We start from the raw sequence: 25,309 nt of genomic DNA, 5'->3' as shown, positions 1-25,309 counted from the left end.
TGGTTAAAATTATTAGGAAAAACAAATGGAAGCACGAAACCGCACAATTGAGGATTGGTTTGCTTGGATCCGCGATGGTCATGTCGTGCTTCCCAGGTTTCAGCGGTTTGAGGCATGGGGGTGGTGGCAGGTTCAAGGCATCCTGGAAAACATCCTACGCAAACCGGCACTGCCTGTTGGAGCTCTGTTGACCCTTGAAGTTGGAGAGACACCGCCGTTCCATGCGCGCCCGATTTCCGGCGCTCCACAACCCCAAGGTCGACCTGGCTATCATCTATTAGACGGTCAGCAGCGTGTTACAGCTCTCTGGCGCAGTCTGAATGGTCTATACCCGGACTTTACCTACATGGTGAACGTTGACAGCAATGAGGAGCCCGAAATCGACGCCATTCGACGGTATGACAATAAGGGGCAAAGGTATCCTCGTTGGTGCAATAGCCCTGTAGAAACCTGGAAACGGCGTCGCATACCTGTCGAAATGCTCGCCCCGGATGAAGCAGGCCGTGGTCGCTTGAAAGTCTGGAGCAAAGAAGCTGCCGCTGGTGATATGGATTTCTATAGTGAAATCAATGAAATCGCAAACGAGCTTCGAGGACGCATTGCCAAATATTCACTACCATTTCTTTCACTTCCCTTGGGCACTTCAAGGGATGCAGCGCTTGACGTTTTCATCAAGATGAATACTCAAAATACCGCGCTGTCCGCGTTCGACATCGTAGTGGCACAGGTTGAAGCGGAGATGGACGCATCACTCCACGAAAAGGTTGAGGCACTAAAAGCGGCTGTGCCAGGCGCCTCAAGATTTGGTGATCCTGGTGAAATAGCAATGCAGGTGGGAGCCATTCTTTTGGGTCGACCACCAAATCGCGCGACTTACCTATCCAAGGATTTTGGGGCATCCCTCGCAAAGAATTGGGCTGATGTTGAGCGAGGCTTATTAAGGGCCATCGGCTTCCTTGCCGAAGAAAAAATATTTAATGCCAAGCTTCTACCTTCGGATCCTATCCTCTCGGTGCTGGCAGCTTTTTGGGCTACCGCGGCAGAAGGGAAGGATGCCGAAGGAGCTGCTCGACGTCTGGCTCGAAAAGCGCTCTGGAGCGGTGCTTTCTCGGAACGCTACCAAAAGACAAGCGCGACCAGAGCAGCCCTCGATGTTCGACAACTGATTGCTTTTCGCGATGAGAATGGGCCTCTACCTGAACTCCTGGACCGTCAACGCACTCCACTGCCGACAGTTGGGGAGCTCAAGACCGGTGGTTGGCCGAAGACGAAAGATCGTCTTGGGCGCGCCATCCTGACTGCTTCGCTACGCATCGGCGGGTATGACTTTGCCGATGAAACACCCTTTGGCCAAGAAAGTTTCGAAAAACGCGAATACCACCACTTGTTTCCTAAAGCTCTACTTGAGAAGAATTTCGAGAAACGTGACATATTTTGCGCATTGAATTGCGCACTAATTAGCTGGCGAACCAATCGCTCGATTGGAGCAAAACCGCCGGCAACCTATATCGCCGAACGTGCTAAAGAAATCGATATAGACGAAGCCGAAGTAAGTCGCCGCCTCAGCTCACATGCCATTCCTGTGCAAAAGCTGACAACTGGTGACTTCAATGAATTCCTTGAGGCACGAGCCAAAATGATAGAAGGCGTGATGTTGAAACTTTGCGATGGTGAAAGCGTAGGATTGCACGACGTATTTTAACCACGCAAAGCAGGAGCAGCCGTGTCTTTGTAGCTGGTCAGAGCGCCGTGCAGATACAGGCCAGAGGCTCTGCATCTCCTCCGGTTCGTTGTGACCATCGATATTGCACGCGTCGAAACATCATTCTCATGACGATCCCAGCAGGGACGCACAGCCAACTCCGTGGTGAAGGCTGGCAGTGCACCCCTAGTGACTAGACTAGCTCATTCCAGGCTCAGTTGATCTCGAGGACCCGGACTTCCTTGATTTGAACCCCGACCTGGTATTCGACCTCGTCACCAACTTGGGCATCAATCAGGGCTTGGCCGAGAGGTGTGTGAACCCCGACCTGGCCATTCTCGAGATCATTGCCCTCTTTGACGAGAGTGAAGGCAAGCTTACGCCCCTCCTCCGAAAGGTTCTCAATCCTGACGTGGCTGCCGAGACCGATCATGGCGACGACGGATTCGGGTGCCATGCGGGTCGCAGCAGAAATCTCTGGGTCTTTGCCGACTGAGCTTGCTACTGCGTCCCCCTCGGTGTCACCCTGCATATGGTTGAAGAGTTCATCCTGGAAGAGATTCTCCTGAACGGCCTTTCTCCGTGAGGTTAGCGAGTTAGCGGCGCTTTCGGGTTCCTCAGCGATCTGGGTCAGAAGGGCAACCGGATTATCTTTCTCAACCCGACTTCTAGGGAAGTCGGATGCCTTGGCGCGCTCAAGCGCGACATTGATTGCCTCGCGCAGGCGCTCGACTTGGGTGCGGGTGTCATTGAACCAGTCCGTCGACCAAATCCGGTGGAAATGCCATCCAAGATCTTCGAGAACTTCCTGGCGAAGCCGGTCGCGATCACGGCTCGACTTTGAGGAATGGTAGCTCGCTCCATCGCATTCGACGCCAAGTATGTAGCCGTAAGGCCAGTCCGGGTGCCGCACACCGATGTCTATCCGGTAACCAGCGGCGCCGACCTGAGGCACCGCCTCACAGCCCATTGCTTCGATCTGCTTAGCCACGTAGTCCTCGAAGGGGCTTTCAGTCTCGCCGCCGCTCCGCGCGCGGTCCGGCACCCGCCCAGAGCCACAATACTCGAGCCAAGCCCGGAACATATGCACGCCGCGGTTCTTACCTTCGTCAACGAGGATGTCGGTGGGCTTGAGCGAGGTGAAGGTCACGATCTTTCGTTTGGCCCGGGTAAAGAGCACGTTGAGGCGGCGATGGCCGTGGCTCGAGTTGATCGGGCCGAAGCGTTGGTGCGGGCGTCCGCCTGCTTTCTCAGGTCCGTAGAGTGTCGAGATGAACATGACATCGCGCTCGTCGCCCTGGATCGTCTCAAGATTTTTAACGAAGAACTCCTCAAGCGCGTCGTTACGCTCCTCCCAGTTTCGGACATAATCTTCGACATGTGGGTTGCGTTCGCGCTCCCGCTCGAACTCCTCGAGAATGAGCTCTTTCTGGTCGGTGTTCATGGTGCAGACACCGAGTGAGAGCTTGGGATATTCCCGCATGTGGCGGAGCACGGCGGCAACCACCGCGCGCGCCTCCGTCTCATTTGTCTTGCCACGATAAGTCCCGCTGGTCTCGACGAGGTGGACACCAAACTCAGAATCGTTCTCCCTGGCGGAAGGGAAGATCGTGAGTTTGCCGTCATACATCCACTCGTTCGAGAATGTGATCAGCGCTGAGTGTCGGGAGCGGTAATGCCAGCGCAGCTGACGCACCGGGCGAAAGGTCATGTTCGCCATGTCGAGGATGCTCTCGCTGTCCTCGCGCAGGTCCTCGTCTGTATCAAACTCGTCAAGCATTTTCTTGAAGAAGCTGGTCGGCGGAAGCTGCTTGGTGTCGCCCACGACAACCGCCTGATGGCCACGGCTGAGCGCACCGACGGCGTTCTCGGGCGTCATCTGGGAGGCTTCGTCGATAACTACGAGATCGAAGGTCAGCCCGTCATGGAGATACTGCGCCACCGCGAGCGGTGACATCATCCAACAGGGCTTGAGCTCGAGAAGTGCCAGGCCGGCACGACGGGTGAGGTCGCGCACACCGATACGATTCCGCTTCTTTCCCATCTCATTGCGGATGAGGCTCATATTGCTGAACTGCGACTTCGGGCCGACGTTGATGCCGGCAGGTGGCCGGGCGTCAGCGATAAGTTGGTTGCGCACGACCTCGCGCGACATTGCGATGAGCTCGCGATCCTTTTCCGCAATCTCCGCCCGGATGCGGTCGAAATCCTCACCATCGTAGCCTTGCAGGTAGTCAGCATAGATCTCAAATGCGCGATCAGCCATCGCCTTAGCGATGATGGCTCGCGAGATCGGCCCCAGGCGCTTGGAGTCAAACGCGGCACCCTCTTGGAGGACCCAATCGACGAGCGTGCCGAAACCGTGTTCGCGAAGGGTTGCTTCGCTGCGACGTAGGCGAGCGCGCTCCATTAGCGAGGATGGGTCGCCCGCCGCGTGCCGAAGATCGTCCGCACGCACTGCGAGCGCGGCAGCCCCCCTCGCATCCTCGGGCAGATCGAGACGCTCGCAGAAGGCAGCGGCCTCGATCGAGATCGCGTCGTGCTGCTCTCTAAGCTCAGATAGTGAATCGAGAAGAACCGAAGCCCGCCCGGACTTAAGAATTGAGATCGCAAGGCCTGGATCGGGTGCCGCGACAAGCGTCTCGGCGAGACTACATTCCAACGTGAGCGTGTCGGTCTGTGTGCTCACTCCCCGGAATCGGTCACCAATGATCGCCGATGCAGGCGAGACCTCGATTGCTTCGGTCAGCTCGGTCTCGCGGCGCTTAAGCAAGAGCGTCTCGTTGATCTCGTCGAGCGAGACGGTCTCTCGCTTGCTGAAGAGAGTAATATGACCCTCAGCTTCATGGAGCCGCGTCTTCTCAAGGTCGAACTCTTCCCGCAAGGCCGCCTCCTCGCGCACAAGCTCCTCGAGAGATTGTTCAGGCACGTGAACAAGTGCCGCGAGGTGTTCAAGATCTGCTATGTCACCGCCCTCGAGCGAGGCACGCAGCGCTTCGTCTTCCCCGGCAATTTCCGTGCAAGTGGCATAGAAGCTCCCAATCTCTGAAATCATCGCAGGTGTTGTGGCCAAGCCGCGGAAATGTTCGCCGAATACCGCCGTAAATGTCTCATCGGATTCGAACGCGCGACGTTCCTCGAGCCAGTCGGCGTAAGCTCTCAGCCGACCGGCCATGGCTTCCCGAGTTTCGCCCACCTTTCCGCCTAGCGTATCGACGTAGACACTGCGGGCGATCTTGTAGGCGCTCGACATGAATCGGAACACACCAGCATCGGCGATCGTGCGCCCCGCCTGCCTCACGATAGCGGGATCGTGTTGGTCGGCATGGGGCAGAGCTTGGCGGATACGGCCGAGTGACGCCGATAGCTTGGCATGCCGTATCTGAAACTGCGCCACCGCGGTTCCGACTTGACGCATGGGGTCCTTTTTGCGCAGTTCCAAGACGGAGCCGGAAGTATCGAGGATACGTGCCACATCCTCCTTAAGTTCGGAGAGAGGTTTCCGTGTGCTCTTGGCCCAGGCCGCCGGAAGAGCACGTGCGGCATCGAGCACTCTCGCCGTCCAGCATAGTCTGTCTTCGGTCTGAGCGATGCGCTCGCGATGGGCGGCCGGGTCGAGGACGGCGCTGTTCCGGGCGGCGAACTCCTTCGCCTCATGGAGGCGGCTGTAAAGATTCCAGCCCTCAGGGTCAGGCAGCGCGCGCGATAACCGGGCAACAACGGTCTGACGCTCCTGAACTTGGCCGCAGAGGTCGCGCACCGAGCGTCGGCGAACAGGGTCAGAGAGGGTTTCTACAAGGGCGGGATCGAGAGAATCGCCATATTCTGTCATCGCGGTGAGCAGAGCCTCGAGGCTGGTGAGATCTACCTCGAAGACAGAGGCGCCGAGAAGCGGCGCAAGCTCCGAACCGCGTGCATCTCGATCAAAAGTATCTAGACCGTCAGCGAGGCGTCCCGCGAGTTCGCAAGTGTCCTCTGCGTCGTCGCGATTGAGGATAGCAGCCCGGGCATCAAGCCAGAGCCTAGGCATGCGGTTGATCTTGCGTAGCCGTTCGGCAAAAGCTTCCGCATCAGCAACCAAGGCGTCGATCCGCGCCGAGTTGAAGGCTTCCGGTGAGGCGAGCCGAATGCGGCGCACTTCGCGCGGGATCTGCTCGCGGATCTCGCTCGTGGCGATGCCGTGTCCGATAATATCATAGACAGAATACCCTGAGGTGCCGAAATCGGCACCGAGGGCATTGAGGTAATCTTGCAGAGACTGACGGCGACGCTCAAGCGCATCCTGGCGGCTGGCGAAGTTACAGCGAACGCGGTCGTCGGGTCGCTCGACCCCAAGCCGCTCCTCAAGACTCTGGTATACCTTGTCGCGTGTGCCGCGCCCCGCCTGGAGGGGCAAGATGAACTCACCGAGCTCGACGGCCTCAAGGCGATTTCGCACGACATCGAGCGCGGTGAGCTTCTCAGCGACGAAGAGGACCTTCTTTCCGCCAGCCAGCGCCGCGGCTATCAGGTTCACAATGGTCTGGCTCTTGCCCGACCCCGGCGGCCCTTCAATGCTGAGATGATCGCCATTGGCCACGTCGACGAGGGCCGAGAACTGGGACGCGTCAGCGTCCATAACCAAGTGCGGCACCTTGCGGGCGACCTCCGGGGTGTCGGTGCCGTAGACATCTGCATAGGCACTCTCGCCGGAGCCCGTGGTGACGAGGAGCGACTTCACGACCGGGTTCTCGGCTAGTGGCCGCCTCGTTGGGTCAAGGTCGTGATACATGGCGATCTTCGAGGACGGGAAAATGCCGAAGGCGACTTCGCGACGAACTTTCCAGTCCCAGCCCTTGGGCGCGGCCTTGGAAACTTCAGCGAAATACTCCTCAATCGAGCCGGACTCGTAACCTGGCAGCTCGAGACGGTGCTCGGCGGCAAGTTTCTGCTTTAGCGTGGTGTTGACGAGAACTCGGCCTTCGCCACAGATCTTGAATTGTGCGCCCTGCGGCGATTTCTTCCGCTCGATCCGAATTTCGAGAAGGAGGAGTGGGCTAACGTATTTCTCCCGCTCGCCAGGGTTTTTCCATTCGAGGAAACCGAAGGCTGCGTGGAGCACATTGACGCCGGTTTCCCGCTCAAAACCGCGCCCTTTTTCGAGCAACCCTTTCGCAACGCGGCTGAGCTTGTCGGGAAGCATCAGCGTCTGGATGTCGGTGTCGTTGTGCCGCCCGTCTTCGTGCTCGTCCTCAGGATAGGGGAGCGCGAAACCCGGTGAAATGCCGTGGGCCCGCGCGTGCTCAGCGAGCGAAGGGCTTTCTTTCGTCTGCCGCTCGGGCAGGCCGAGAGCCGCGCGCACCCGATCTTTGAGGGCACGCTCGATTTTCAGCTCTTCCTCCGCATAGGACTTCGATCCGGGGTCGAGCGCTTCGAGTTCATCCAAGTAGGTCTGGTCCTCGTTGCGAGCGAGGTGCAGAGCGTCAAGGAAGTCGTCGGTTTGCTCGTCAGGCAGCTCCTCCTCGAGTGCCGGCAACGAGACTAGGCGCATCGCCGTGCCATTGGTAAGGCTATAGCGAAGGATGTCGGGCAACTCATCAACAACGCGGAGGACATTCGTCGAATTCGGCTTGAACCTGATGTTGATAAGCGGGTTACTGCGGGAGGAATTTAGCAGACGCTTTCGAAGTTCTTCCAGGCGATCCGCAGCGAGTTGGATGATCTCAGGACTGGAAAGCGGATCATCAGAAGTTTCGGTATACGTAGTGTTTGGCATGTATCCTCCGTATGACTGGCCGGTCGATCCGAGCTCCGCCAATTTCGATCAACCTATGGCGGAAAATTTGCGACGACAATGCTTTAGAGATACCGAACCCTGGAAACGCGATAACGAAAGCCAATCTCGAAAACGGAACAGCTATTTTCCTAAACTTTGAAGTTTCCGTTGAATACGCAAAACCCGGTTCCGTGCGCGTGGAAAAAGCCGAGACCGCTGTTTTCGAACCAAGCCTGAGCGCCGGTGATTTAGTTACCTGCGGCTGTAATTTCTGCTCGACCGCTAAGCCTGGAAGCTGAACCGGAAGAAGCCCTATCGGATCGGCATCAAGCTTGGCAGCGACGGTCTCCTATACTCCGGCCGCCCCCAACAGCCATTGTTGTTCGTGCTGTTTTTTGCAGCAATTGCGCTATGCCATCACCTAGGCGACCAGAATCGCAGTCGTAGCGAACGTCAGATCAGTTCCGAGTATTTGCGATCCGTGAGGCTTGGCGACTTAAAGGCGGCGGCAAAAAGACCTACTTTCTCGTTCTTGAAATTGAGGTTCGTCATAAGAAGAGCTTTGTGATGGCGCCCGTCACCCCCATCAAACACGCTGCTATGAGAAAAGGCACCAGAAACGTGCCCACGTCGATCCGATACCGCTTAGACTGAATTCTAGCGATTTCAGCACGCATCTTTTCGTCAGCGAGCTTCAGATCAGTGGAGCATGTTTCTGTCATGATCTCGATATCTCCTCATGTTCATTTTGACCATTGCCATCGCAAACACCAAACATCATTGCTCGTAGCAACCTCTGCACGCCGGCCTCACCCTAACAGCGATCTTCTCCCTCGTTCGGCCTAAGGCCTCTCTCAGTCCGATGAGCACCTCCCTTTGGTCGGCGCTCAACCAAGTCGTGTGCCTTGTTATCAAGCGTTGATCGCCTACACATTGTGCTCCAGTTCGAAACCATAGAACACCATTACGGCCCAAAAGTAGGCCGAATAAGAAGTCGTCTGTAAAGGAAATTGCCGGTCACCTGTAGCGTTGCAGACAGGCCCCTGGCGGTCACCTAGATGTTCATGAACTCTCGGAAGACAACGAACTTATTGAAATGTGTCTCCTCGGCACTCATTTTCGTAATATATTGGATAACCCCAGCAGATTCAACGCCCTGGCAGTCAAAAGATCCCTGACGCACTAGGCTCAGCCAGTGCATGTGCCCTATCTCCGGCAAGCGCTCAGTGCGTTCAGCTCGTGCGGAAGAAACGATATCCGGATCCACCTGCACAATCATGTGCCAATGGGGGTTCACATCCAACTTTTCAGGGAAAGCAAACCAGACCAGCCGCTCGTCCGGACGCTTACCCCACTTTGGTCCGTTGATCTCGCGGTTCACGCGTGCATCCCATTCTTTCAGCAACTCGCGCATGCGCGGATACCCTAAAGGCTGGTGGTTCGATGCTAGCGTGATGAAATGGGTGAAATCATAGTCGAGCAACTTGGCGCGCAGTTCCTGGCGCATACGCCGGTGCAGGGAGTGGCACCTTCCACGAAAGTTTGCTGCTCTGCCTGCCCAGTCTTCCATATATTCGGTTCCTTAGATGATGTTGTTCCAGAAGTTGTTATAGCAAGCTCATTCTCGGGATGCGGAATCTCGGAGGAAAAATCTCGTCCTCATGAGGCACCTGAACTGTCCTGGTAACCTGAAAGCTCACTGGGCTTGCTGGGGCGCTTTCTGACGAGCGCAATGAATGTCAACAACGTCGCGCAGCACAAAACTCAATATTCCAGCCATGGAGCCATTGAGCAGTTCTGTCGATCAACGAGTTGGGCATAGGAGCTTCCGAGACCAGGTTGTTGGCGGCGCCAGAATGCATCCCCATCGTCTCGGTCGGAAAAACCTAGGACTACATCTTTCCGAGGATGGCACCAACCGCGGTTACTGACATTTCGCGCCTTTCCCCAACATTAAGTCACGCTGCACGGCGCTATGATAACCTTGGTATGCGATTTCCATAACCACACCGGCAATATTCAACCTGAGGAGCTTTCTAACCTTAGGAAACGGACTGGATGTCGTTGCAGTGGCGCGCCCAAAACCTCCTATGGACGATCTGCCGCGCCAAGCCGCCAGTTAATCCTTGCCAGTGTGATGAACACTCCTTCAAACCACGTCTGCGCTCTAGACCAGATTTGCTCGGGCCGGAGCGTGGTAGAGACACTGATTTCGTTCGTTCTCAGGCGCATTGTGCATATTTCAGAATGTGCCCCTTGCTCAGACGTGCATTACATCTCTGGCCCACTTCTAACTACCTGAGTGCATTTCCACCGCCTTGATCTCAGTGCGTTGGTCCATAAAGCCTTTGCTTTCAGGGGCTATTCGTAACGGTAGGTTTACATTCTCCGCAAAAAACGCGCATTTGAGTTCGGATTTGTCAACTTCATGTAAACTTTGGGTAAACCTCCGGCCTGAGATCGGGATGATTTTGATGCCATAGGGTTTACATGGACCCAAGTTGAGGCTGCCATCTGTCAACCTATGTAAACCCCATGACAACCCGACCGGGCACCATTCCAGGTCTTTCCGGGACTCGTCGAAACTCGGCACTCCGGCCATTCCTCACCGCCATCCCACTTGATGTATCCCTTACGCTCTCTGGGAAGCACAAAGGCGCCGCAAGAGCTGGACACGCCGCAGGGTGGGCCTGGGGTCGCTGTCGGAACTCACCTCGCGTAGAAAGCGCAGCCAGGCTCGCTCGTTGGGTGTGACGTCCTCTTCCTGGTCACACATGGTGCCTACCTCCCGAAAATCGCCATAATCGCCGCCTGCGACCTGCTAGTCAGCCGCGGATCGGAATTGTTGGAAGCTTCACGGATCGCCTGCAGCCAGCCAACTTCGTTCGCGGTGACTGGCTCGCCGAACACCTCCACAACTGCCTCCGCTGCCGTCCGCCCAATCGCCTGCTCTAGAGCCAGTTGCATCACGAAAGCAGGATCTGCGTCCAACGCAACAGCCAGTGCCGGAACTCGATCCAGTGCGACCTTGGAGCGGCCCTGCTTAATCATTGTGATCATGTTCTGGTTAATGTAACCGGCCTTCGCTGCGATCTCAGCCTGGCTCTTTGTCGGTTTCAGTTCGAGCACCCTACGCTCGACATACTTTGCCATCCGGGTGTCTACATGTGGTTTCTTGGTCATCGCTACCCTCAAAAAGTGACGCAGCGCTCGCTGCATGTCTTTGATATAGCGATGGCGAGAATGGGGATGCGCGGCAGGATTTCCACGCAATGAAACCGCAACGTTATTCTGGCTTTTACTGCCACCGAAGCACAACGAGCGACGCAAAAAGACCCTATTTCGTTGACTTTTGCCCTGGGAACTCGCCTTCGGGAGGCAGGGGTCGGAGGTTCGAATCCTCTCACTCCGACCAAAAAAATCGGCGCCTTTGGGCGCCTTTTTTGTTTCAATGCCAGAAACCCGCGCCTAATATCCAAGCAGCATCTTCCCTCACCTCGCGAGATGCGGCATCAACTTGGCCATATGCGTACTGAGAGTGAACATTTTTTCCACAAGTGAAAAAATGTCTTTGTAAAGCACATTAAATTCCCCATCATTCCTCTGAGCCGGGCCTGCTTGTCCTCTTGACCCTGCCTGGCGCACTTCGGCCCGGTGCGGCGCGCTTTCAAGCGCAACCCGCCGGCCAAACCAAGCCGATGGAACAAAAAAATCGGCGCGATGACAAACGAACCGGGAGGAAATTGGTAATGTCATTGGACGTGAGCACTATATATGCTCAGCAGGTCACCCTGAATTCACTGGTGCAGAATATTCTGTACGCTTCGGGCGTTGTCGGGGCCCTTTTGGTGGTTGTCGGGCTCTTGCTGATCGACGCGGGCACCGCACGGCGCAGGAACCTCTTCAATTCCACTATCGAGAAGACGCTTGGGTTTTTCCTGGGCTTTGCGACCTACTATATCATCGGTTTCGGCCTGTGGGCTGGTCAGTATTACATCATGGCGGACGCAACCATGATGGATTCGATCAAGGACTGGTGGCTGGGCGGCGCCATGACCAATTCGGTGGCGCACCATGTTGATCCGGCGATCTTTCCGGGGCTGAACACCTTCCAGATCTTTGTCTTCTTCCTGGCGGTGTTTGCGGGCATCATCAACATCCTGCTGCACTTTGCGGTGTCCGAGCGGATGAAGGCCTCGGCCTATTTCATCACCTGCATCGTCGCAGCCGTGGTGTCCTCGGCGCTGAGCTGGGCCACCTGGGGCTCGGTCGGCCCGCTGACCAATGCAGGTTTCCACGACTTCTTTGGCGTGGGCTTCGTCTACCTGTTCCCGGCCGGCATGGCGCTGGTGTTCACCCCCAAGCTGGGTGCCCGCCCGGGCATGATGACACCGCATCCGCGGGTGTCGAAGTATCTGGCTCCGAGCATCGGCCTGTGCGCGCCGGGCTTGCTGCTGATCTTTGCCGGCCTGCCGATGGTGATCCTGTCCTGCCTGTTCTTCTTTGATCCGGAAGCGCTGGCGGTCAGTGTGACCATGGCTGATACCAGTGTTGGCATTGCCATCAACAACTATGCCCTGGTCTGGGCTGGCGGCGCGGTGACCGGCCTGGTGATTGCCTATGCCTCCGGCAACTATGCCTATACCCTGCTGGGTCCGCTTGCGGGCTACGTTGCGGGTGCGTCGGGCTTTGACGTCTACCTGCCCTGGCAGGCCTTCACCGTCGGCCTGGTGGCGCCGTTTGCTGCCTTCATCGTCTACGAGTTCACCCTGAAGCGCGGCATCGACGAGCATAAGCTGTTCCCGCTGTTCCTGGGCTGCGGAACCCTGGGCATGGTGATGCTGGGCCTGTTCAAGGCCGGCACCCCGCGCGGCGGTTTCTTTGGCATCGAGGAAGGCGCCTATGCGTTCCAGCACGGCGAGATCTCGCTGGTGATGCAGCTGGCCGGCACTGCAACTTGCATCGGCACCGGTGTGGTCACCGCGCTGGTCCTGAGCTTCATCCTGGAGCGGACCGTGGGCCTGCGGGTCTCTGAGGACGACCAGATTGACGGCCTGGACGGCAAGATCTGGGATCTGGAGCCAGACGTCATCACCCATGCGGACAGCGCCCAGAACGCCTGATCCGGCGGATAGACCAAGAGAGGCCCCGGCATTCGCTGGGGCCTTTTGCCTTTCTGCTAGGGCTGACTGCCAGCCAGCAGCCTATGGAAAATCAGGACAGGTCAGCCAATTCCTTTGCCGCCTTGTGAAGGGACGGCAGGAAACCGATCAGGTCCTGCAAGCTGCGGCGCTGCACCGGGGCGTGGATCGACAGGGTGGCCAGCAACCGGCCGCGGGCATCCCGGACCGGAACTGCAACCGCCACCATGCCGGCAATGAATTCCTCGTCATCGGTGGAATAGCCGCGGCTGCGAATCTCGTCCAGATCGCCGATCAGCGCATCCGGGTCGGTTTCGGTTTTCTGCGTCATCGAAGCCAGCGGGCGCGAGCGCAGCACGGCTCCCAGCGAACTGGACTTCAAAGTGGAGAGATACATCTTGCCGCTGGCGGTGCAGTGGAACGGCACCTCAGTACCGATCGGCAGCTGAATGCGCAGCGGCCATTTGGTTTCGACCCGGTCGAGATAGATCATCCCCTCGCGGTCCGGGGTCGCAAGGTTGCAGGTCTCACCGAAATCCTCGGCCACGCTCTTGAGGATACTGAGGCGGGCGGTGCGCAGGTGCTCGGACGACATGGTGTTCAAGGCCAGCTTACGCAGCCGCGGGCCGGGCCCGTAGGCCCGCCCATCCAGATCGCGCTGCAAAAACCCTTCGGCCTCGGCGGTTTGCATCAGGCGGTGGACGGTCGGCTTGGGCAGCCCCATGGCCTCGATCATCTCGGCCGGCTTCACCGCCACCCCGCGCCGGGCGACCTCCTCCAACAGCACCAGCAGGCGCAGGTTGGTGGGGATCTGCCCCTCTTTCTTTTCCGGCGTATCCGCTGCCATCGCCGCCTCATCGCTACTTGTTGGGTAGCAGCACCAGGGCGAAGTCAGGCACCAGCGAAACCAGTACCCAGACCCCGATCAGGGCTGCAAGGTAAGGGACGGTATAGCGAAGCAGACGGAAATACGGAACACCGGTGACGCCGGATGCGACGTAGAGGTTCAGCCCGTAAGGCGGGGTGATGAAGCCGATGGAGGCGCCAACCAGGAAGATCACCGAGAAGTGGATCGGATCGACCCCAACGGAGGCCGCAATCGGGGCCAGGATCGGCGCCAGGATGATGGTGACCGGCAGGCTTTCCAGCACCATGCCGGAGAAGAAGACAATCACCATCGAGGTGAACAGCACCGCGTGGTAGCCGCCCATGGAGGTGACGAAGCCGCCAATGGCTTGCTGTGCGCCCAGCAGGGACAGGATCTGCTGCATCACCACGGAAATCGCGATCAGCGGCGCCAGGATGCCGGTGATCTGTGCCGAACGCACGACGATGCCGGGGATCTGCGGGATGGTGAAGCCTTCGACCACCAGCATCTCGGCAAAGGATTTCTCCTCCCAGGTCTTGTCCTTGCTGGCACCGGTGAGTTTCGTCACCACCCAGGACAAGACACCTGCGATGACACAAAAGCCGACGGTGACGCCTGCGGCTTCGGTCGGGGAGAACTTGCCGGTGTAGATGCCCCAGAGCACCAGCCCGATGGCAAAGAAGCCAAGCCAGGCGCCGAAGGCGGTTTTCAGGACCCGGTTCAGCTGCAAGGGGATCAGGAAGCCCCAGCCGTTGCGGGTGCAGATGATCCAGCAGGCGGCTTGCATGCCGATGACCATCATTGCGCCGGGCAGGATGCCGGCCACAAACAGGTCCGAAATCGGCAGGTTCATCAGGAAGCCGTAGACGATGAAGATAATCGACGGCGGAATGATGATGCCCACGGTGCCGCCCGCGGCGGCGGTGGCAGCCGAGAAACGCTCATCATAGCCGCCCTTGACCATTTCCGGGTGCAGCATCGAGCCGATGGTGGCAGTGGTGGCCGAATTGGAGCCGGAGATCGCAGCAAACAGCCCGCAGGCGCCCAGCGAGGCCATCGCCAGCCCGCCGCGCATCCAGCCGAGGCAGGCATAGGCAAAGTCGGACAGGCGCCGGGCGATGCCCGACTGGTTGATCAGGTCGCCGGTCAGGATGAACAGCGGCATCGCCAAAAGAGCAAAGCCCTTGTTGAAGACATTCAGCAGCTCCGCCCCCATGTTGTCGAGCGTCAGTCCCAGCACGAAAGAGCAGCCGATGACCCAATAGCCGATGACCAGCAGCACCGGCACACCCAGCATGAACAGGAAGGTGACCCCAAGCGAGATCAGCGTGACCCAGGTTCCGGTATCCATTACACGTCTCCTCCGATCACGGCCTGTTTGATCAGCGGCGCGCCACTGCGGTAATTGCGGATGTCGTCGGCGAGGTTTTCAAACACCCGGGCGATCATCAGCACAAAGGACAGGGGCGCGGTGATCAGGAACCACCACTGCAGCACACTATCGGTGCCCAGAACGATCTGAAAATTGGAGGCCGACAGCGCCGTCAGCCGGGTGGTGGTGACAAAGACGATGACGGCAAAGCCGAACCACAGCACCGCGTCCAAGCCGAGGCAGCCCATTTGCGCCCAGCGGGGCATGATGGTGCGGAATTCAGAGAAGCTCAGGTGGGTGCGCAGCCGCACGTTGAAGGCCGCACCGAACCAGGCCATCACCATGAATAGCAGCGGTGGAATGGTGGTGGACCAGGGCTGCTGGTTCTTGAACACGAAGCGGTCAATCACACCCCAGAAAATGATGAAGGCAATGGCCAGGTAGCTCCACACCATAATGGTGCGTTCCAGATGCCGGTCCAAGAGCGGCACCAGCCGGTAGACCAGCATCACCAAAAGGCCGCCGAGCGCGGCGGCGGCGGTGCCCAGCACCCAGGCGGCATTGCTTTCCAGGGCATTGCGGATTTCCCAGCTGTCCTGGGACGCGAAAGCGCTGAAAATGGCGGCGATATCCGGCCAAAGCTGCATGTGTTCCTCCCCTCATTGCCCCTGTCATTGCCCCTGTGATCCTGCCGGATCCTGCCGGGCAAACAAGGCCGGCGCAGTCTGGCGCCGGCCCTCTGCTCGCTACTCAGGCCTTTGTCAGCCTTTCCACCAGCGGCGGGGCTCCACGTTTTCGGGCTTCATGTCTTTTTCGACTTCGCGCGCGATGGTGTAGATTTCCTGATAGGTGTCGATGCCGCCGGCCCATTTGTTCAGACGGTCGCGCCACTGTTCCCACAGCTGAGGCTGGAACTCGGGCGAGCACATTTCCTCGGCCATGCGGATCTCGCTGTCCGGCAGGAAGGCGGGGCGCACGTCGTGTTCAACGAACATAGTGCCCGGCAGCTGCGGGTCTGAGAAGCCAACGGTTTTGACCAGCGCCGCCTCGTTTGCCGCCTGCACATGGGCCTGGGCCCAATAGGCGCTCTCCATCACCGCGTCCTGCAGGTAGCCCTCGAGCCCGTCAAACACCTTGGCCGACATCGAGGTGTGCTCGGTGCCGCAGAAGAACCTGAGGTCGACGGACTGGCTGACCACCGGCGACATGTTGGCATAGGCCACGGCCGAGGCCCAGGTTTCGGCGCCGTCGATCAGGCCCTGTTTCAACCCGTCCAGTGTCTCCTCCCAGGCCACCGGCACCGGGTTCAGGTTCAGTGCCTTCATGGCAATGCGGCCCAGCTGGGTGCCGGTCACGCGGTTCTTGGTACCGAAAAGCTGCTCCAGCTTGGTGATGGTCGGCTGGTCCTTGTATTTCAGGCCCAGCTGGATGCCGCGCAGTTCGCAGTGGCTGAACAGGAATTTCAGCCCGTGGCGCTTCTCCAGCGGGTCGCGCAGGATTTCCTGGCTCTTGGGGTGATATAGGAAGTGGTACTGAGACGCGCGGCCGGGGAACATGAAGGCATAGTCCAGCACGTTCAGATAAGGCGCGCCGCCGGCCGAGTTCTGGGTCGAAGCCGCGTAGATGTCGACAATCCCCTGCTGGGTTTTCTCGACACAGCTCAACTGGCCGCAGATCTGATTGTCGCCGATGAATTCTATGCGGATCTCGCCATCGGTGCGCGCCTCCAAATCGCGGGCGAACTCCAAGGCGCCGGCCCGTTCGATCAGAAGATTGCGCGCGTTAAAGCCCGAGGCGCCGAATTTCAGCGTGTGCTTGGCGGGCTTGGAAAAGCGCCGCTCGTAGGTCGATTCCGCCGCCGAGGCGAGATTCGCCAGGCTCATCGCGCCACCGAAACTGCCGGCCGCCAGCAAGGTCGAGCTCATCCCGTAAGTGCCTGCAACACGGAATAGATCCCGCCGCGAAATGCGGCCCAATTTGTCAGTAAGCCCCATAATTCTCCTCCCTAAGATCAATTATTGAGACGTTTCGTATCAAAAATAGCTAGCTTATTTCCCGCGATCTGTATAGAAGTTTTTTCCACACAAGCCGGAGAGAAGGTCGTGGAAGCAGATTTCATTGTTATAGGAGCGGGGTCATCGGGGTGCGTCATCGCCAACCGGCTGAGCGCCAACCCAAGCAATAAGGTGGTGCTGCTGGAGGCAGGCGGGCGGGACATCAACCCGTGGATCCACATCCCCGTCGGCTACTTCAAGACAATCCACAACCCCTCGGTCGACTGGTGCTACAAGACCGAACCTGACCCGGGCCTGAATGGCCGCTCGATTGAATGGCCGCGCGGCAAGGTGCTGGGCGGCTCCTCCTCGCTGAACGGATTGTTGTACGTTCGCGGCCAGCCACAAGACTATGACCGCTGGCGCCAGATGGGCAACGCGGGCTGGGGCTGGGAAGATGTTCTGCCGCTGTTCAAGCGCTCGGAAAACAACGAGCGCGGTGCCGATGCGTTTCACGGCAGCGGCGGGCCGCTGTCGGTCTCCAACATGCGCATTCAGCGCCCGATTACCGACGCTTGGGTCGCCGCGGCACAGGCTGCGGGCTATCCGTTCAATCCGGATTACAACGGTGCCAGCCAGGAAGGCGTCGGCTTCTTCCAGCTGACTGCCCGGAACGGCCGCCGCTGCAGCGCGGCGGTGGCTTTTCTGAACCCGGTGAAGAAGCGTGAGAACCTGCAAATCATCACCCGGGCCATGGTGCAAAAGGTCGATATCCAGGAAGGCCGCGCTGTGGCGGTTATCTACAAAGACCGCGCAGGGCATATCCAGCGCATAACCGCGCGGCGCGAAATCGTGCTGTCGGGCGGCGCCATCAACTCGCCCCAGATCCTGATGATGTCGGGCATCGGCGAGGGCGCGCAGCTTGCCGCACAGGGCATCGAAGTGAAGAAAAACCTCTATGGTGTCGGCAAGAACATGCAGGATCACCTGCAGGCGCGGCTGGTCTACAAATGCAACGAGCCGACCCTGAACGATGAGGTCCGCACCCTGTTCGGCCAGGCCAAGATCGGCCTGAAATACGCGCTGTTCCGGGCCGGGCCGATGACCATGGCGGCAAGCCTTGCCACCGGGTTCATGAAGACCCGTGATGATCTGGAGACCCCGGACATCCAATTCCACGTGCAGCCGCTGTCGGCAGAGAACCCAGGAAAAGGCGCTGATCCCTTCTCGGCCTTCACCATGTCGGTGTGCCAGCTGCGCCCCGAAAGCAAGGGCGAGATCCGGATCGTGTCCCCGGATCCGAATACCTACCCCAAGATCATCCCGAACTACCTGTCGGCCGAAACCGACTGCCGCACCGTGGTGGCCGGGGTGAACATCGCCCGCAAGATCGCCCGGCACGCGCCGCTGACCTCGAAGATCTCAGAAGAATTCCGCCCCAGCGCGGAACTTCCAATGGACGACTACGAGGCAACGCTGGACTGGGCGCGCAGCAACACCGCCTCGATCTACCACCCCACTGGCACGTGCAAAATGGGCCAGGGCGAGGATGCAGTGGTGGACGCGGAACTGCGCGTGCACGGCATTCGCGGGCTGCGGGTGGCGGATTGCTCGATCATGCCGGAGATCGTTTCGGGCAACACCAATGCGCCCGCGATCATGATCGGCGAAAAGGCCAGCGATATGATTGCCGCCTCCGGATAAAATAACGGTTGAAAGTCAAGATCTTGACCATCGCGCACCATCAACCAGGCGGCCAGATCAGGGGTTAGGCGGTTTCCAGGGCGGAGCGCTTCAGCTGTTTCCACAGCACATCCAGCGTCGGCTTGGTGCTGCGCGGGTCTCGGTAGAGGCGGATTTCCAAATCGGTTGCCAGCCGCTCATCCACCACCGCAAAGCGCCCCTGGCCGATCTCTTCGCGGCACAGGCTCAGCGGCAGCCAGCCCATGCCGAACCCTTCCTGGATCATTGCCTTGACGCTGTTGGCCAGCGCGTTCTGATTGACCACAAAAACCTTCTGCCCCGGCAGCAGCTGCGCCAGCGCAAACTCCTGCACCGAGCGCAGCGCCGAGACAGCTCCATAGGACAGCAGAGGCACCGCCTCCTTGCCCCCGTTGGGGAAGGAAAACTCTGCCGCCCCGTCCGGAGTGGTACGGGAGACCGGCACATAGCGGTCGGTGGACAGGGTCAGATGCTCGAAATTGGCGACTTCCAGCGGGCCGAGAAAATCCATCGACGGATGCCAATAGGTCAGGATCACGTCGCAATAGCCCTGCTGCAGCGCGCTGACGAACTGGTCGGCGGCCCAGGAGGTGGAGTTGAGGTCGGTGTCCAGCCCCCCTTCGCTGGCCAAAGGCGCGATCAGGCTTTTGTAGTGGGTCATATAGAGAGACTGCGAGGCGGCAAAACGGATCACGTTTTCGCCCGCCGCGTCGATGGTCTGGCAGCGCTCGATGGTTTCCTCGTAGGTGCGCAGCATGATGCGCGACTGCGACAGGAACACCTCCCCTGCCGGGGTCAGTGTCAGCGGCAGGGTTTCGCGGTTGATCAGCCGCACGCCGATTTCATTCTCCAGCGCCCGGATGCGGCGGGAGAAGGCCGGCTGGCTGACATTGCGTTCCTCGGCCGCGCGCGAGAAATTCTTGCACGCGACCAAAGCCTCGAAATCTTTGAGCCAGATGATGTCCAACTGGGCGTCCCGTCTTAACCGGCGGCCACCTCATCCAGCCTGTCTTCTTCAACGGCATGGCACGCAACCGTGCTGCCATCGGGCTGGTGAATGGCTTTGGGCTTTTCACTCTTGCAACGTGCGTCCGCAAAGGCGCAGCGGCTTTGGAAGGGGCAGCCTTGCGGCAGATTGATCGGCGTCGGGATCTCGCCCTTGAGGCGGATATGGTTCGGCCGGTCGTCCTTGAGCTGCGGCACCGCGGACAGCAAGGCCCGAGTATAGGGGTGTTTGGGGTTGGAGAACAATGTCGCCGTGTCCGCAACCTCGCAAACCGACCCGAGGTAAAGCACCGCGACGCGGGTGCCGAAGTGTTCAACTACACTCAGGTCGTGGGTGATGAACAGATAGGTGAGGCCGCGGCTTTCCTTGGCTTCCAGCATCAGGTTCAGCACCTGCGCCTGGATCGACACATCCAGCGCGCTGATCGGTTCATCAGCGATGATGAATTCAGGGTCCACCGTCAGGGCGCGGGCGATGGCGATCCGCTGGCGCTGGCCGCCGGAAAACTCATGCGGATAGCGCTTGGCCCAGCTGGGATCGACGCCGACCGACAGCATGACCTCTGTCACCTTGTCGCGCACTTCTGCTGCCGAGGCACTGGGGTAATGGTGGCGCACCGGCTCCTCCAGCGCCTGACGGATGGTCATGCGCGGGTTAAGCGAGGCATAGGGGTTCTGGAAGATCATCTGGATCTTCTTGCGCAAGGGCTGCATGTCGCCGCGCGACAGGTTGTCGATGCGCTGGCCGCCATAATGGATCTCCCCCGCGCTGGGGGTCAACAGGCCGGCCACCAGCCGTGCAACGGTGGATTTACCGCAGCCCGACTCGCCCACCACGCACAGCGCTTCGCCCTTGCGGGCTTCCAGCGAGATGTTGTTCACCGCATGGACAGAGCGGGTCTCGCGCACAATGCGGCCCTGCTTGAATTTGAGCGTTTCCAGAAAGCCCTGGTCCAAGTCGAACCGTTTTTCCAGATTCTTGATTTCCAGCAGCGCGCGGTCAGTTGTTGCGTCGCTCATGCCCGTGCCTCCTGACGGTCTTCATCGCTGTGCAGGCGCTGCACCTCGTGGCAGGCCACCTCAACCTCGCCGTAATGCACGGTGTCCGGCACCCGGCTGCGGCAAAGGTCGGTTGCGTATTTGCAGCGCGGATTGAAGGCGCAGCCCTGGGGGATGCTGGCCAGGCCCGGCATGTTGCCGGGGATCTGCTTCAGCCGCTGGCCCGGCAGGGTCTGCTGCGGCAGCGCGTTGATCAGCCCTTGGGTATAGGGGTGCTGCGGGTCGTTGATGATCTCGCGGGTGCGCCCAGATTCGATGATGCGGCCCGCGTACATGACCAGCGTGCGTTCGGTCATCTGACTGACCACGCCGAGGTCATGGGTGATCAGGATCAGCCCGACCTGGTTGGACTGGCACAGTTCCAGCATCAGCTCCATGATGTCGGCCTGGATGGTCACATCCAGCGCCGTGGTCGGCTCATCGGCGATGATCAGCTGCGGGTCCAAGAGCAGCGCAATCGCAATGATGATCCGCTGGCGCATGCCGCCCGACAGCTCGTGCGGGTATTGCTCCAGCCGTTCCTCCGGCGAGGGGATGTAGACTTCGCGCAGCTTGACGATGGCAATCTGACGGGCCTCTTCACGGCTGAGCTTGCGGTGCGCCATCAGGGTTTCGATCATCTGCTGGCCGATGGTCAGCACCGGGTTCAGCGTCACCATCGGGTCCTGGAAGATCATCGCCATCCGGTTGCCGCGCAGATTGCGCAGGCGCTTGTCGTTCATCTGAACGACGTCTTCGCCCTCGAACAGGATCTTGCCGGTGTCGATATAGCCCGGGCGGCTCAGCAGGTTCATCAGCGAAAAGCCGGTGATCGACTTGCCGGCGCCGCTTTCGCCGACGATGCCCAGACGCTCGCCCTTGGCAAGGTCGAAGGAGATGCCGTTGAGGGCGGTGACCGTCTCGTCGCGCATGGCGAATTTGACGGTGAGGTCGCGAACGGAAAGAAGGCTCATCGCGTTACCCCTTGTAAAGTTTCGGGTTCAGGACGTCGCGCATCCAGTCGCCCAGCAGGTTGATGACAAGAACCAGCACCACCAGCACCACGCCGGGGATGGCAGTGATCCACCAGCTGCCCGAGAAGATGTAGTCAAAGCCGGAAGAAATCAGCGAGCCCAGCGACGGCTGGCTTGGCGGCATGCCCAGACCCAGGAAGCTGAGCGAGGCTTCGGAAATGATCGCATTGGCGACCTGCACGGTGGAGATCACAAAGATCGGCGACAGCGAGTTCGGCAGAATATGCCGCACCATGATCCGCATCGGGCCAAAGCCCAGCACCCGGGCGCTGTCGACATATTCCTTCTTCTTCTCGGCCAGCACGGTGGCACGCACGGTGCGGGCGTATTGCGGCCATTCCGCCACCCCGATCACCGCGATCAGGAACACCACGGCATAACGGTTGAAAGTATCCGAGCCGAACATCGCCTGGGTCACGGCCAGGAAGATGATCGCCACCATCAGGGTCGAAAAGGACAGCTGGATATCCGCCAGACGCATCAGCAGGCTGTCCAGGCGGCCGCCGATATAGCCGGCGATGAGGCCGATGGAGATGCCCAGGAAGGCCTGCAGCGCCACCGCGCAGATGCCGATCAGCAGTGACAGCCGGGTGCCATAGAGGATCGTCGACAACAGGTCCCTGCCCTGGTCGTCAGTGCCCAGCATGAACTCAGGCAGCGAGTCGTTGATCCAGATGGGCGGATACTCGGAATTCATGATGTCGATCTGCGCCGGATCATAGGGGTCATAAGGCGCAATCAGCGGAGCCAGGAAGGAGGCCGCTGCGATCAGCAGGAAGACCACCATGCTCACCACTGCCACCGGGTTGCGGCGGAAGCTGTAACCCATGTTGGAGTTCCAGGCCTTGGACCAGCGCGAGGGTTGCGGTTTCGGGTTCAGCATTTCAGTGCTCATGCGCCCATCCTCGCGATATTCACCGTCGGGTTCACCAGGCCGTAGATCAGGTCGACGATGGTATTGGTGACCACAAAGATAAAACCGACGACAATCAGGTAAGCGACGATCAGCGGGGTATCGACACGGTTCACCGCCTCAAGGAACATGAAACCCATGCCCGGCCACTGGAACACCGTCTCGGTCAGGATTGTGTAGGCCACCATGGTGCCGATCTGCACACCGCCCACGGTGATCACCGGCAGCAGGGTGTTTTTCAGCGCGTGCACAAAGTAGATCCGCCACGGGTTGATGCCCTTGGCCTTGGCATATTTGACGTATTCCGACTGCAGCACTTCCATCATCTCGGCGCGGATCAGGCGGACAAACAACGGCAGCATGATCGAGGCCAGTGCAAAACTGGGCAGGATGATGTGCAGCCAGCCGTCGGAGGTTGCGAAGTTGGTGTCCCAATACCCCCAGACATGCACGGTGTCGCCGCGCCCGTAGGAGGGCAGCCAGCCGTATTCCACCGAGAACACAAAGATCATCAGGATCGCAGTCAGGAAAACCGGGATCGAGATGCCGATGATCGACAGCCCCATGATGATGCGGCTGAGGATGCTATCGGGCTTGATCGCGGTATAGACGCCCAGCGGCACCGAAAAACCGACGATGATCAGCGTCGCGCCGAACACCAGCTCCAGCGTCGCGGGCAGTTTCTTCAGGATCACGTCCAGCGCCGGTTCCTTGAAGAAATAAGAGGTGCCCAGATCACCCTGCAACGCATTGCCGGCAAACCGCAGGTATTGGGTCACGAAGCTGTCGTTCAGCCCCAGCTCATCGCGCAGCTGCTGGCGCACTTCTTCCGAGACTGACTGCCCGACCAGCTCGCGCAGCGGGTCGCCCAGGTTGCCCTGGATGGCAAAGGCAATCAGCGAGATGACGAACATCACCGCAACCGCCTGAATCACTCGCTTCGCGAGATAGGCAAACATCGTCCTGACCTTTGTAGAGTTTGTTGATAGCGCAGGTGGCAGTTTCCCGTGGAACGGCACATCCTGCAAGCACGGCCTTGGCAGCCGTTTGTTATAGGGGTGTCCCGGGCAGGCCGGGGGAGACCGGCCCGGGTCGTCTCAGTGGCTTAGCTGCCGGTTTCGACAACCAGGTCACCGAAATAAGGGAAGTTCAGCGCGTTCACGATGTCGGCGGAGTTCATGCCGGACTTGGCGCCCCAGGCCAGGTTCTGCCAATGCAGCGGGATAAAGGCGGCCTCGTCGTACAGGATGCCTTCCAGCTTCTGCAGCAGCTCGGCGCGCTTGGCCGGGTCGGTTTCCGCGTTCGCCTGGTTCATCAGCGAGTCGGCCTCGGCGTTGCAGTAGTTGCCGGAGTTGTACTGGCCGTTGCCGGTGGCTTCATCCGGGCAGGCGGTCAGGAACTGGTGGAAGTTGGCCGAGTCCTCGGTATCCGCGTGCCAGCCGATCATCATCATGTCCGCGGCGCGCTCGTCGAAGGTCGGCCAGTACTGCGCCTTGGGCATGGTCTGCAGGTCAACGGTGATGTTGATCTTGGACAGCATCGAGGCCACCGCCTGGGCGATTTTGTCGTCGTTCACATAGCGGTTGTTCGGCGCCATCATGGTGATCGAGAAACCGTCGGCATAGCCCGCCTCGGCCATCAGCGCCTTGGCTTTCTCCAAGTCATAGCGCGGGGCGAAGTCTTCGCTGTAGCCCAGGTAGCCGGCCGGGCTGGCTTGTGCGCCGACTGTGCCGAAGCCGCGCATGATGCGGTCGACGATGCCTGCGTTATTCACGGCGTAGTCAATCGCCTTGCGGACGCGGGCGTCCTTGAACGCCTCAACCCGGTTCTGATTCATCTGGAAAGTGATGATGCGGGTGCCGGGCATGGTGATCAGGTCAACACCTTCCGCATCGGCCACACGCTTGAGGTCGGTCGGCGGAACCGGTGCGATGAAGTCCACGTCGCCGGAAAGCAGGGCCGCCACGCGGGTCGGGTCTTCCTTGATCGGGGTCAGCACGATCTTGTCAACGTTGCCGCCGCTTTCACTGTCCCAGTAATCTGCGTAACGGTCGAAGACCACGCGCACGCCCTGCTCGCGTTCGGAGACGATGAAGGGGCCGGTGCCCGAGACGTTGCGCGAAGCAAAGCTGTCGCCGTGCTTGACGATCTCAGCCTTGTCTTTGCCATCCGCGGTGGTGCCGCTGTAATAGGCGCTGTCCATCGGGAAGATGTAGGTCGCGGTGTGCAGGACCAGCGGATAAGGCTCCGAGGTCTTGAGGTCGAAGGTCATGTCGTCGACAACTTCGACGTCGGTGAAGGGGGCGAAGATGCCTTTGAAATCGTCGCTTTGCTTCAGACGGTCAAAGGTCCAGTCGACATCCTTGGCGGTCAGCGGGTTGCCGCTGTGGAAGGTCACGCCGCTGCGCAGCTTGAAGCGCATGGTGGTGCCGTCGATCTGCTCCCAGCTTTCGGCCAGGCGCGGCTCGAACTGCAGGTCCTGGGTCCAGCGCACCAGCGGATCAAAGACCATGTGCGACAGCTGCAGCGTGCCGCCGGACAGCTGCTCATGCGGGTCCAGCGAGACCGGGTCGGCGTCATAGGCAACGCGCACGGTGGTTTCGGCATAGGCCATCGGTGCCATTGCCGCCACGACGGCTGCCGCCGCCAGGCTTCTGACAAATTTCGTCATTAGGCATACTCCCCTGTGATTATGGCCGAAACGCTATCCTGTGCAGCGCGCACTGTGAAATGCCGATATCGCATAGGGTATGCAGGAGGCACAT

General features: G+C 59.4%; 16 protein-coding genes. 3 read left to right on the top strand and 13 right to left on the bottom strand.

The window, feature by feature from the left end; translation table 11 throughout:
• Positions 1-25: 25 nt before the first annotated feature.
• A complete protein-coding gene (locus ACXAEH_RS17620) occupies positions 26-1,702 on the top strand; it encodes a GmrSD restriction endonuclease domain-containing protein (protein ID WP_475034603.1) in 1,677 nt (558 codons plus the stop codon).
• A 214-nt stretch (positions 1,703-1,916) separates the two neighbouring features.
• Here ACXAEH_RS17620 and ACXAEH_RS17615 read toward each other — a convergent pair whose 3' ends face one another.
• From ACXAEH_RS17615 to ACXAEH_RS17605, 3 genes are all read right to left on the bottom strand, one after another.
• Positions 1,917-7,457 (bottom strand): DUF4011 domain-containing protein, encoded by a 5,541-nt coding sequence (locus tag ACXAEH_RS17615; RefSeq protein ID WP_475034601.1) that lies wholly within the window; start codon positions 7,455-7,457, stop codon positions 1,917-1,919.
• Positions 7,458-8,511: 1,054 nt separating this feature from the next.
• Positions 8,512-8,964 (bottom strand): hypothetical protein, encoded by a 453-nt coding sequence (locus ACXAEH_RS17610; RefSeq protein ID WP_039128920.1) that lies wholly within the window; start codon positions 8,962-8,964, stop codon positions 8,512-8,514.
• A 1,274-nt stretch (positions 8,965-10,238) separates the two neighbouring features.
• The gene (locus tag ACXAEH_RS17605; protein WP_039129035.1) at positions 10,239-10,640 is read right to left on the bottom strand and encodes a helix-turn-helix domain-containing protein; all 402 of its coding nucleotides are present in this window, start codon (positions 10,638-10,640) and stop codon (positions 10,239-10,241) included.
• Positions 10,641-11,206: 566 nt separating this feature from the next.
• On the opposite strand from ACXAEH_RS17605, the gene ACXAEH_RS17600 reads away from it, so the two are divergent.
• Complete coding sequence (locus tag ACXAEH_RS17600) at positions 11,207-12,580, top strand: ammonium transporter family protein (protein WP_475034599.1); 1,374 nt, start codon at positions 11,207-11,209, stop codon at positions 12,578-12,580.
• Between the two features lie 91 nt (positions 12,581-12,671).
• Here the strand turns inward: ACXAEH_RS17600 and ACXAEH_RS17595 are convergent, their stop codons facing one another.
• The 4 genes from ACXAEH_RS17595 to ACXAEH_RS17580 form a co-directional block, all read right to left on the bottom strand.
• Positions 12,672-13,445 carry an IclR family transcriptional regulator gene (locus ACXAEH_RS17595; protein WP_475034598.1) on the bottom strand — a complete coding sequence of 258 codons (774 nt, stop codon included), beginning with the start codon at positions 13,443-13,445 and terminating at the stop codon, positions 12,672-12,674.
• 13 nt (positions 13,446-13,458) lie between these two features.
• The gene (locus tag ACXAEH_RS17590; RefSeq protein ID WP_475034597.1) at positions 13,459-14,817 is read right to left on the bottom strand and encodes a TRAP transporter large permease; all 1,359 of its coding nucleotides are present in this window, start codon (positions 14,815-14,817) and stop codon (positions 13,459-13,461) included.
• On the bottom strand, positions 14,817-15,485 hold the full coding sequence (locus ACXAEH_RS17585) for a TRAP transporter small permease (protein ID WP_475034595.1): 669 nt from the start codon (positions 15,483-15,485) through the stop codon (positions 14,817-14,819). The genes ACXAEH_RS17590 and ACXAEH_RS17585 overlap by 1 nt, the downstream gene beginning before the upstream one ends.
• A gap of 114 nt (positions 15,486-15,599) precedes the next feature.
• Positions 15,600-16,832, bottom strand: coding sequence for a TRAP transporter substrate-binding protein (locus ACXAEH_RS17580; protein ID WP_475034594.1), 1,233 nt, complete (start codon positions 16,830-16,832; stop codon positions 15,600-15,602).
• Between the two features lie 108 nt (positions 16,833-16,940).
• On the opposite strand from ACXAEH_RS17580, the gene ACXAEH_RS17575 reads away from it, so the two are divergent.
• The gene (locus ACXAEH_RS17575) at positions 16,941-18,536 is read left to right on the top strand and encodes a GMC family oxidoreductase (RefSeq protein WP_475034592.1); all 1,596 of its coding nucleotides are present in this window, start codon (positions 16,941-16,943) and stop codon (positions 18,534-18,536) included.
• A 64-nt stretch (positions 18,537-18,600) separates the two neighbouring features.
• Here ACXAEH_RS17575 and ACXAEH_RS17570 read toward each other — a convergent pair whose 3' ends face one another.
• From ACXAEH_RS17570 to ACXAEH_RS17545, 6 genes are all read right to left on the bottom strand, one after another.
• Complete coding sequence (locus ACXAEH_RS17570; RefSeq protein WP_475034591.1) at positions 18,601-19,521, bottom strand: LysR family transcriptional regulator; 921 nt, start codon at positions 19,519-19,521, stop codon at positions 18,601-18,603.
• A gap of 14 nt (positions 19,522-19,535) precedes the next feature.
• Positions 19,536-20,579 carry an ABC transporter ATP-binding protein gene (locus ACXAEH_RS17565; protein WP_475034589.1) on the bottom strand — a complete coding sequence of 348 codons (1,044 nt, stop codon included), beginning with the start codon at positions 20,577-20,579 and terminating at the stop codon, positions 19,536-19,538.
• The gene (locus tag ACXAEH_RS17560) at positions 20,576-21,571 is read right to left on the bottom strand and encodes an ABC transporter ATP-binding protein (RefSeq protein ID WP_475034588.1); all 996 of its coding nucleotides are present in this window, start codon (positions 21,569-21,571) and stop codon (positions 20,576-20,578) included. Before ACXAEH_RS17560 ends, ACXAEH_RS17565 begins: the two co-directional genes overlap by 4 nt.
• A 4-nt stretch (positions 21,572-21,575) precedes the next feature.
• Complete coding sequence (locus tag ACXAEH_RS17555; RefSeq protein WP_475034586.1) at positions 21,576-22,526, bottom strand: ABC transporter permease; 951 nt, start codon at positions 22,524-22,526, stop codon at positions 21,576-21,578.
• On the bottom strand, positions 22,523-23,503 hold the full coding sequence (locus ACXAEH_RS17550) for an ABC transporter permease (protein ID WP_475034585.1): 981 nt from the start codon (positions 23,501-23,503) through the stop codon (positions 22,523-22,525). Before ACXAEH_RS17550 ends, ACXAEH_RS17555 begins: the two co-directional genes overlap by 4 nt.
• 146 nt (positions 23,504-23,649) lie before the next feature.
• The gene (locus tag ACXAEH_RS17545; RefSeq protein ID WP_475034584.1) at positions 23,650-25,215 is read right to left on the bottom strand and encodes an ABC transporter substrate-binding protein; all 1,566 of its coding nucleotides are present in this window, start codon (positions 25,213-25,215) and stop codon (positions 23,650-23,652) included.
• Positions 25,216-25,309: the final 94 nt, after the last annotated feature.

It is taken from the genome of Leisingera sp. ABM4_060 (assembly GCF_056158765.1).
This window is presented reverse-complemented; position numbering and strand designations above follow the sequence as displayed.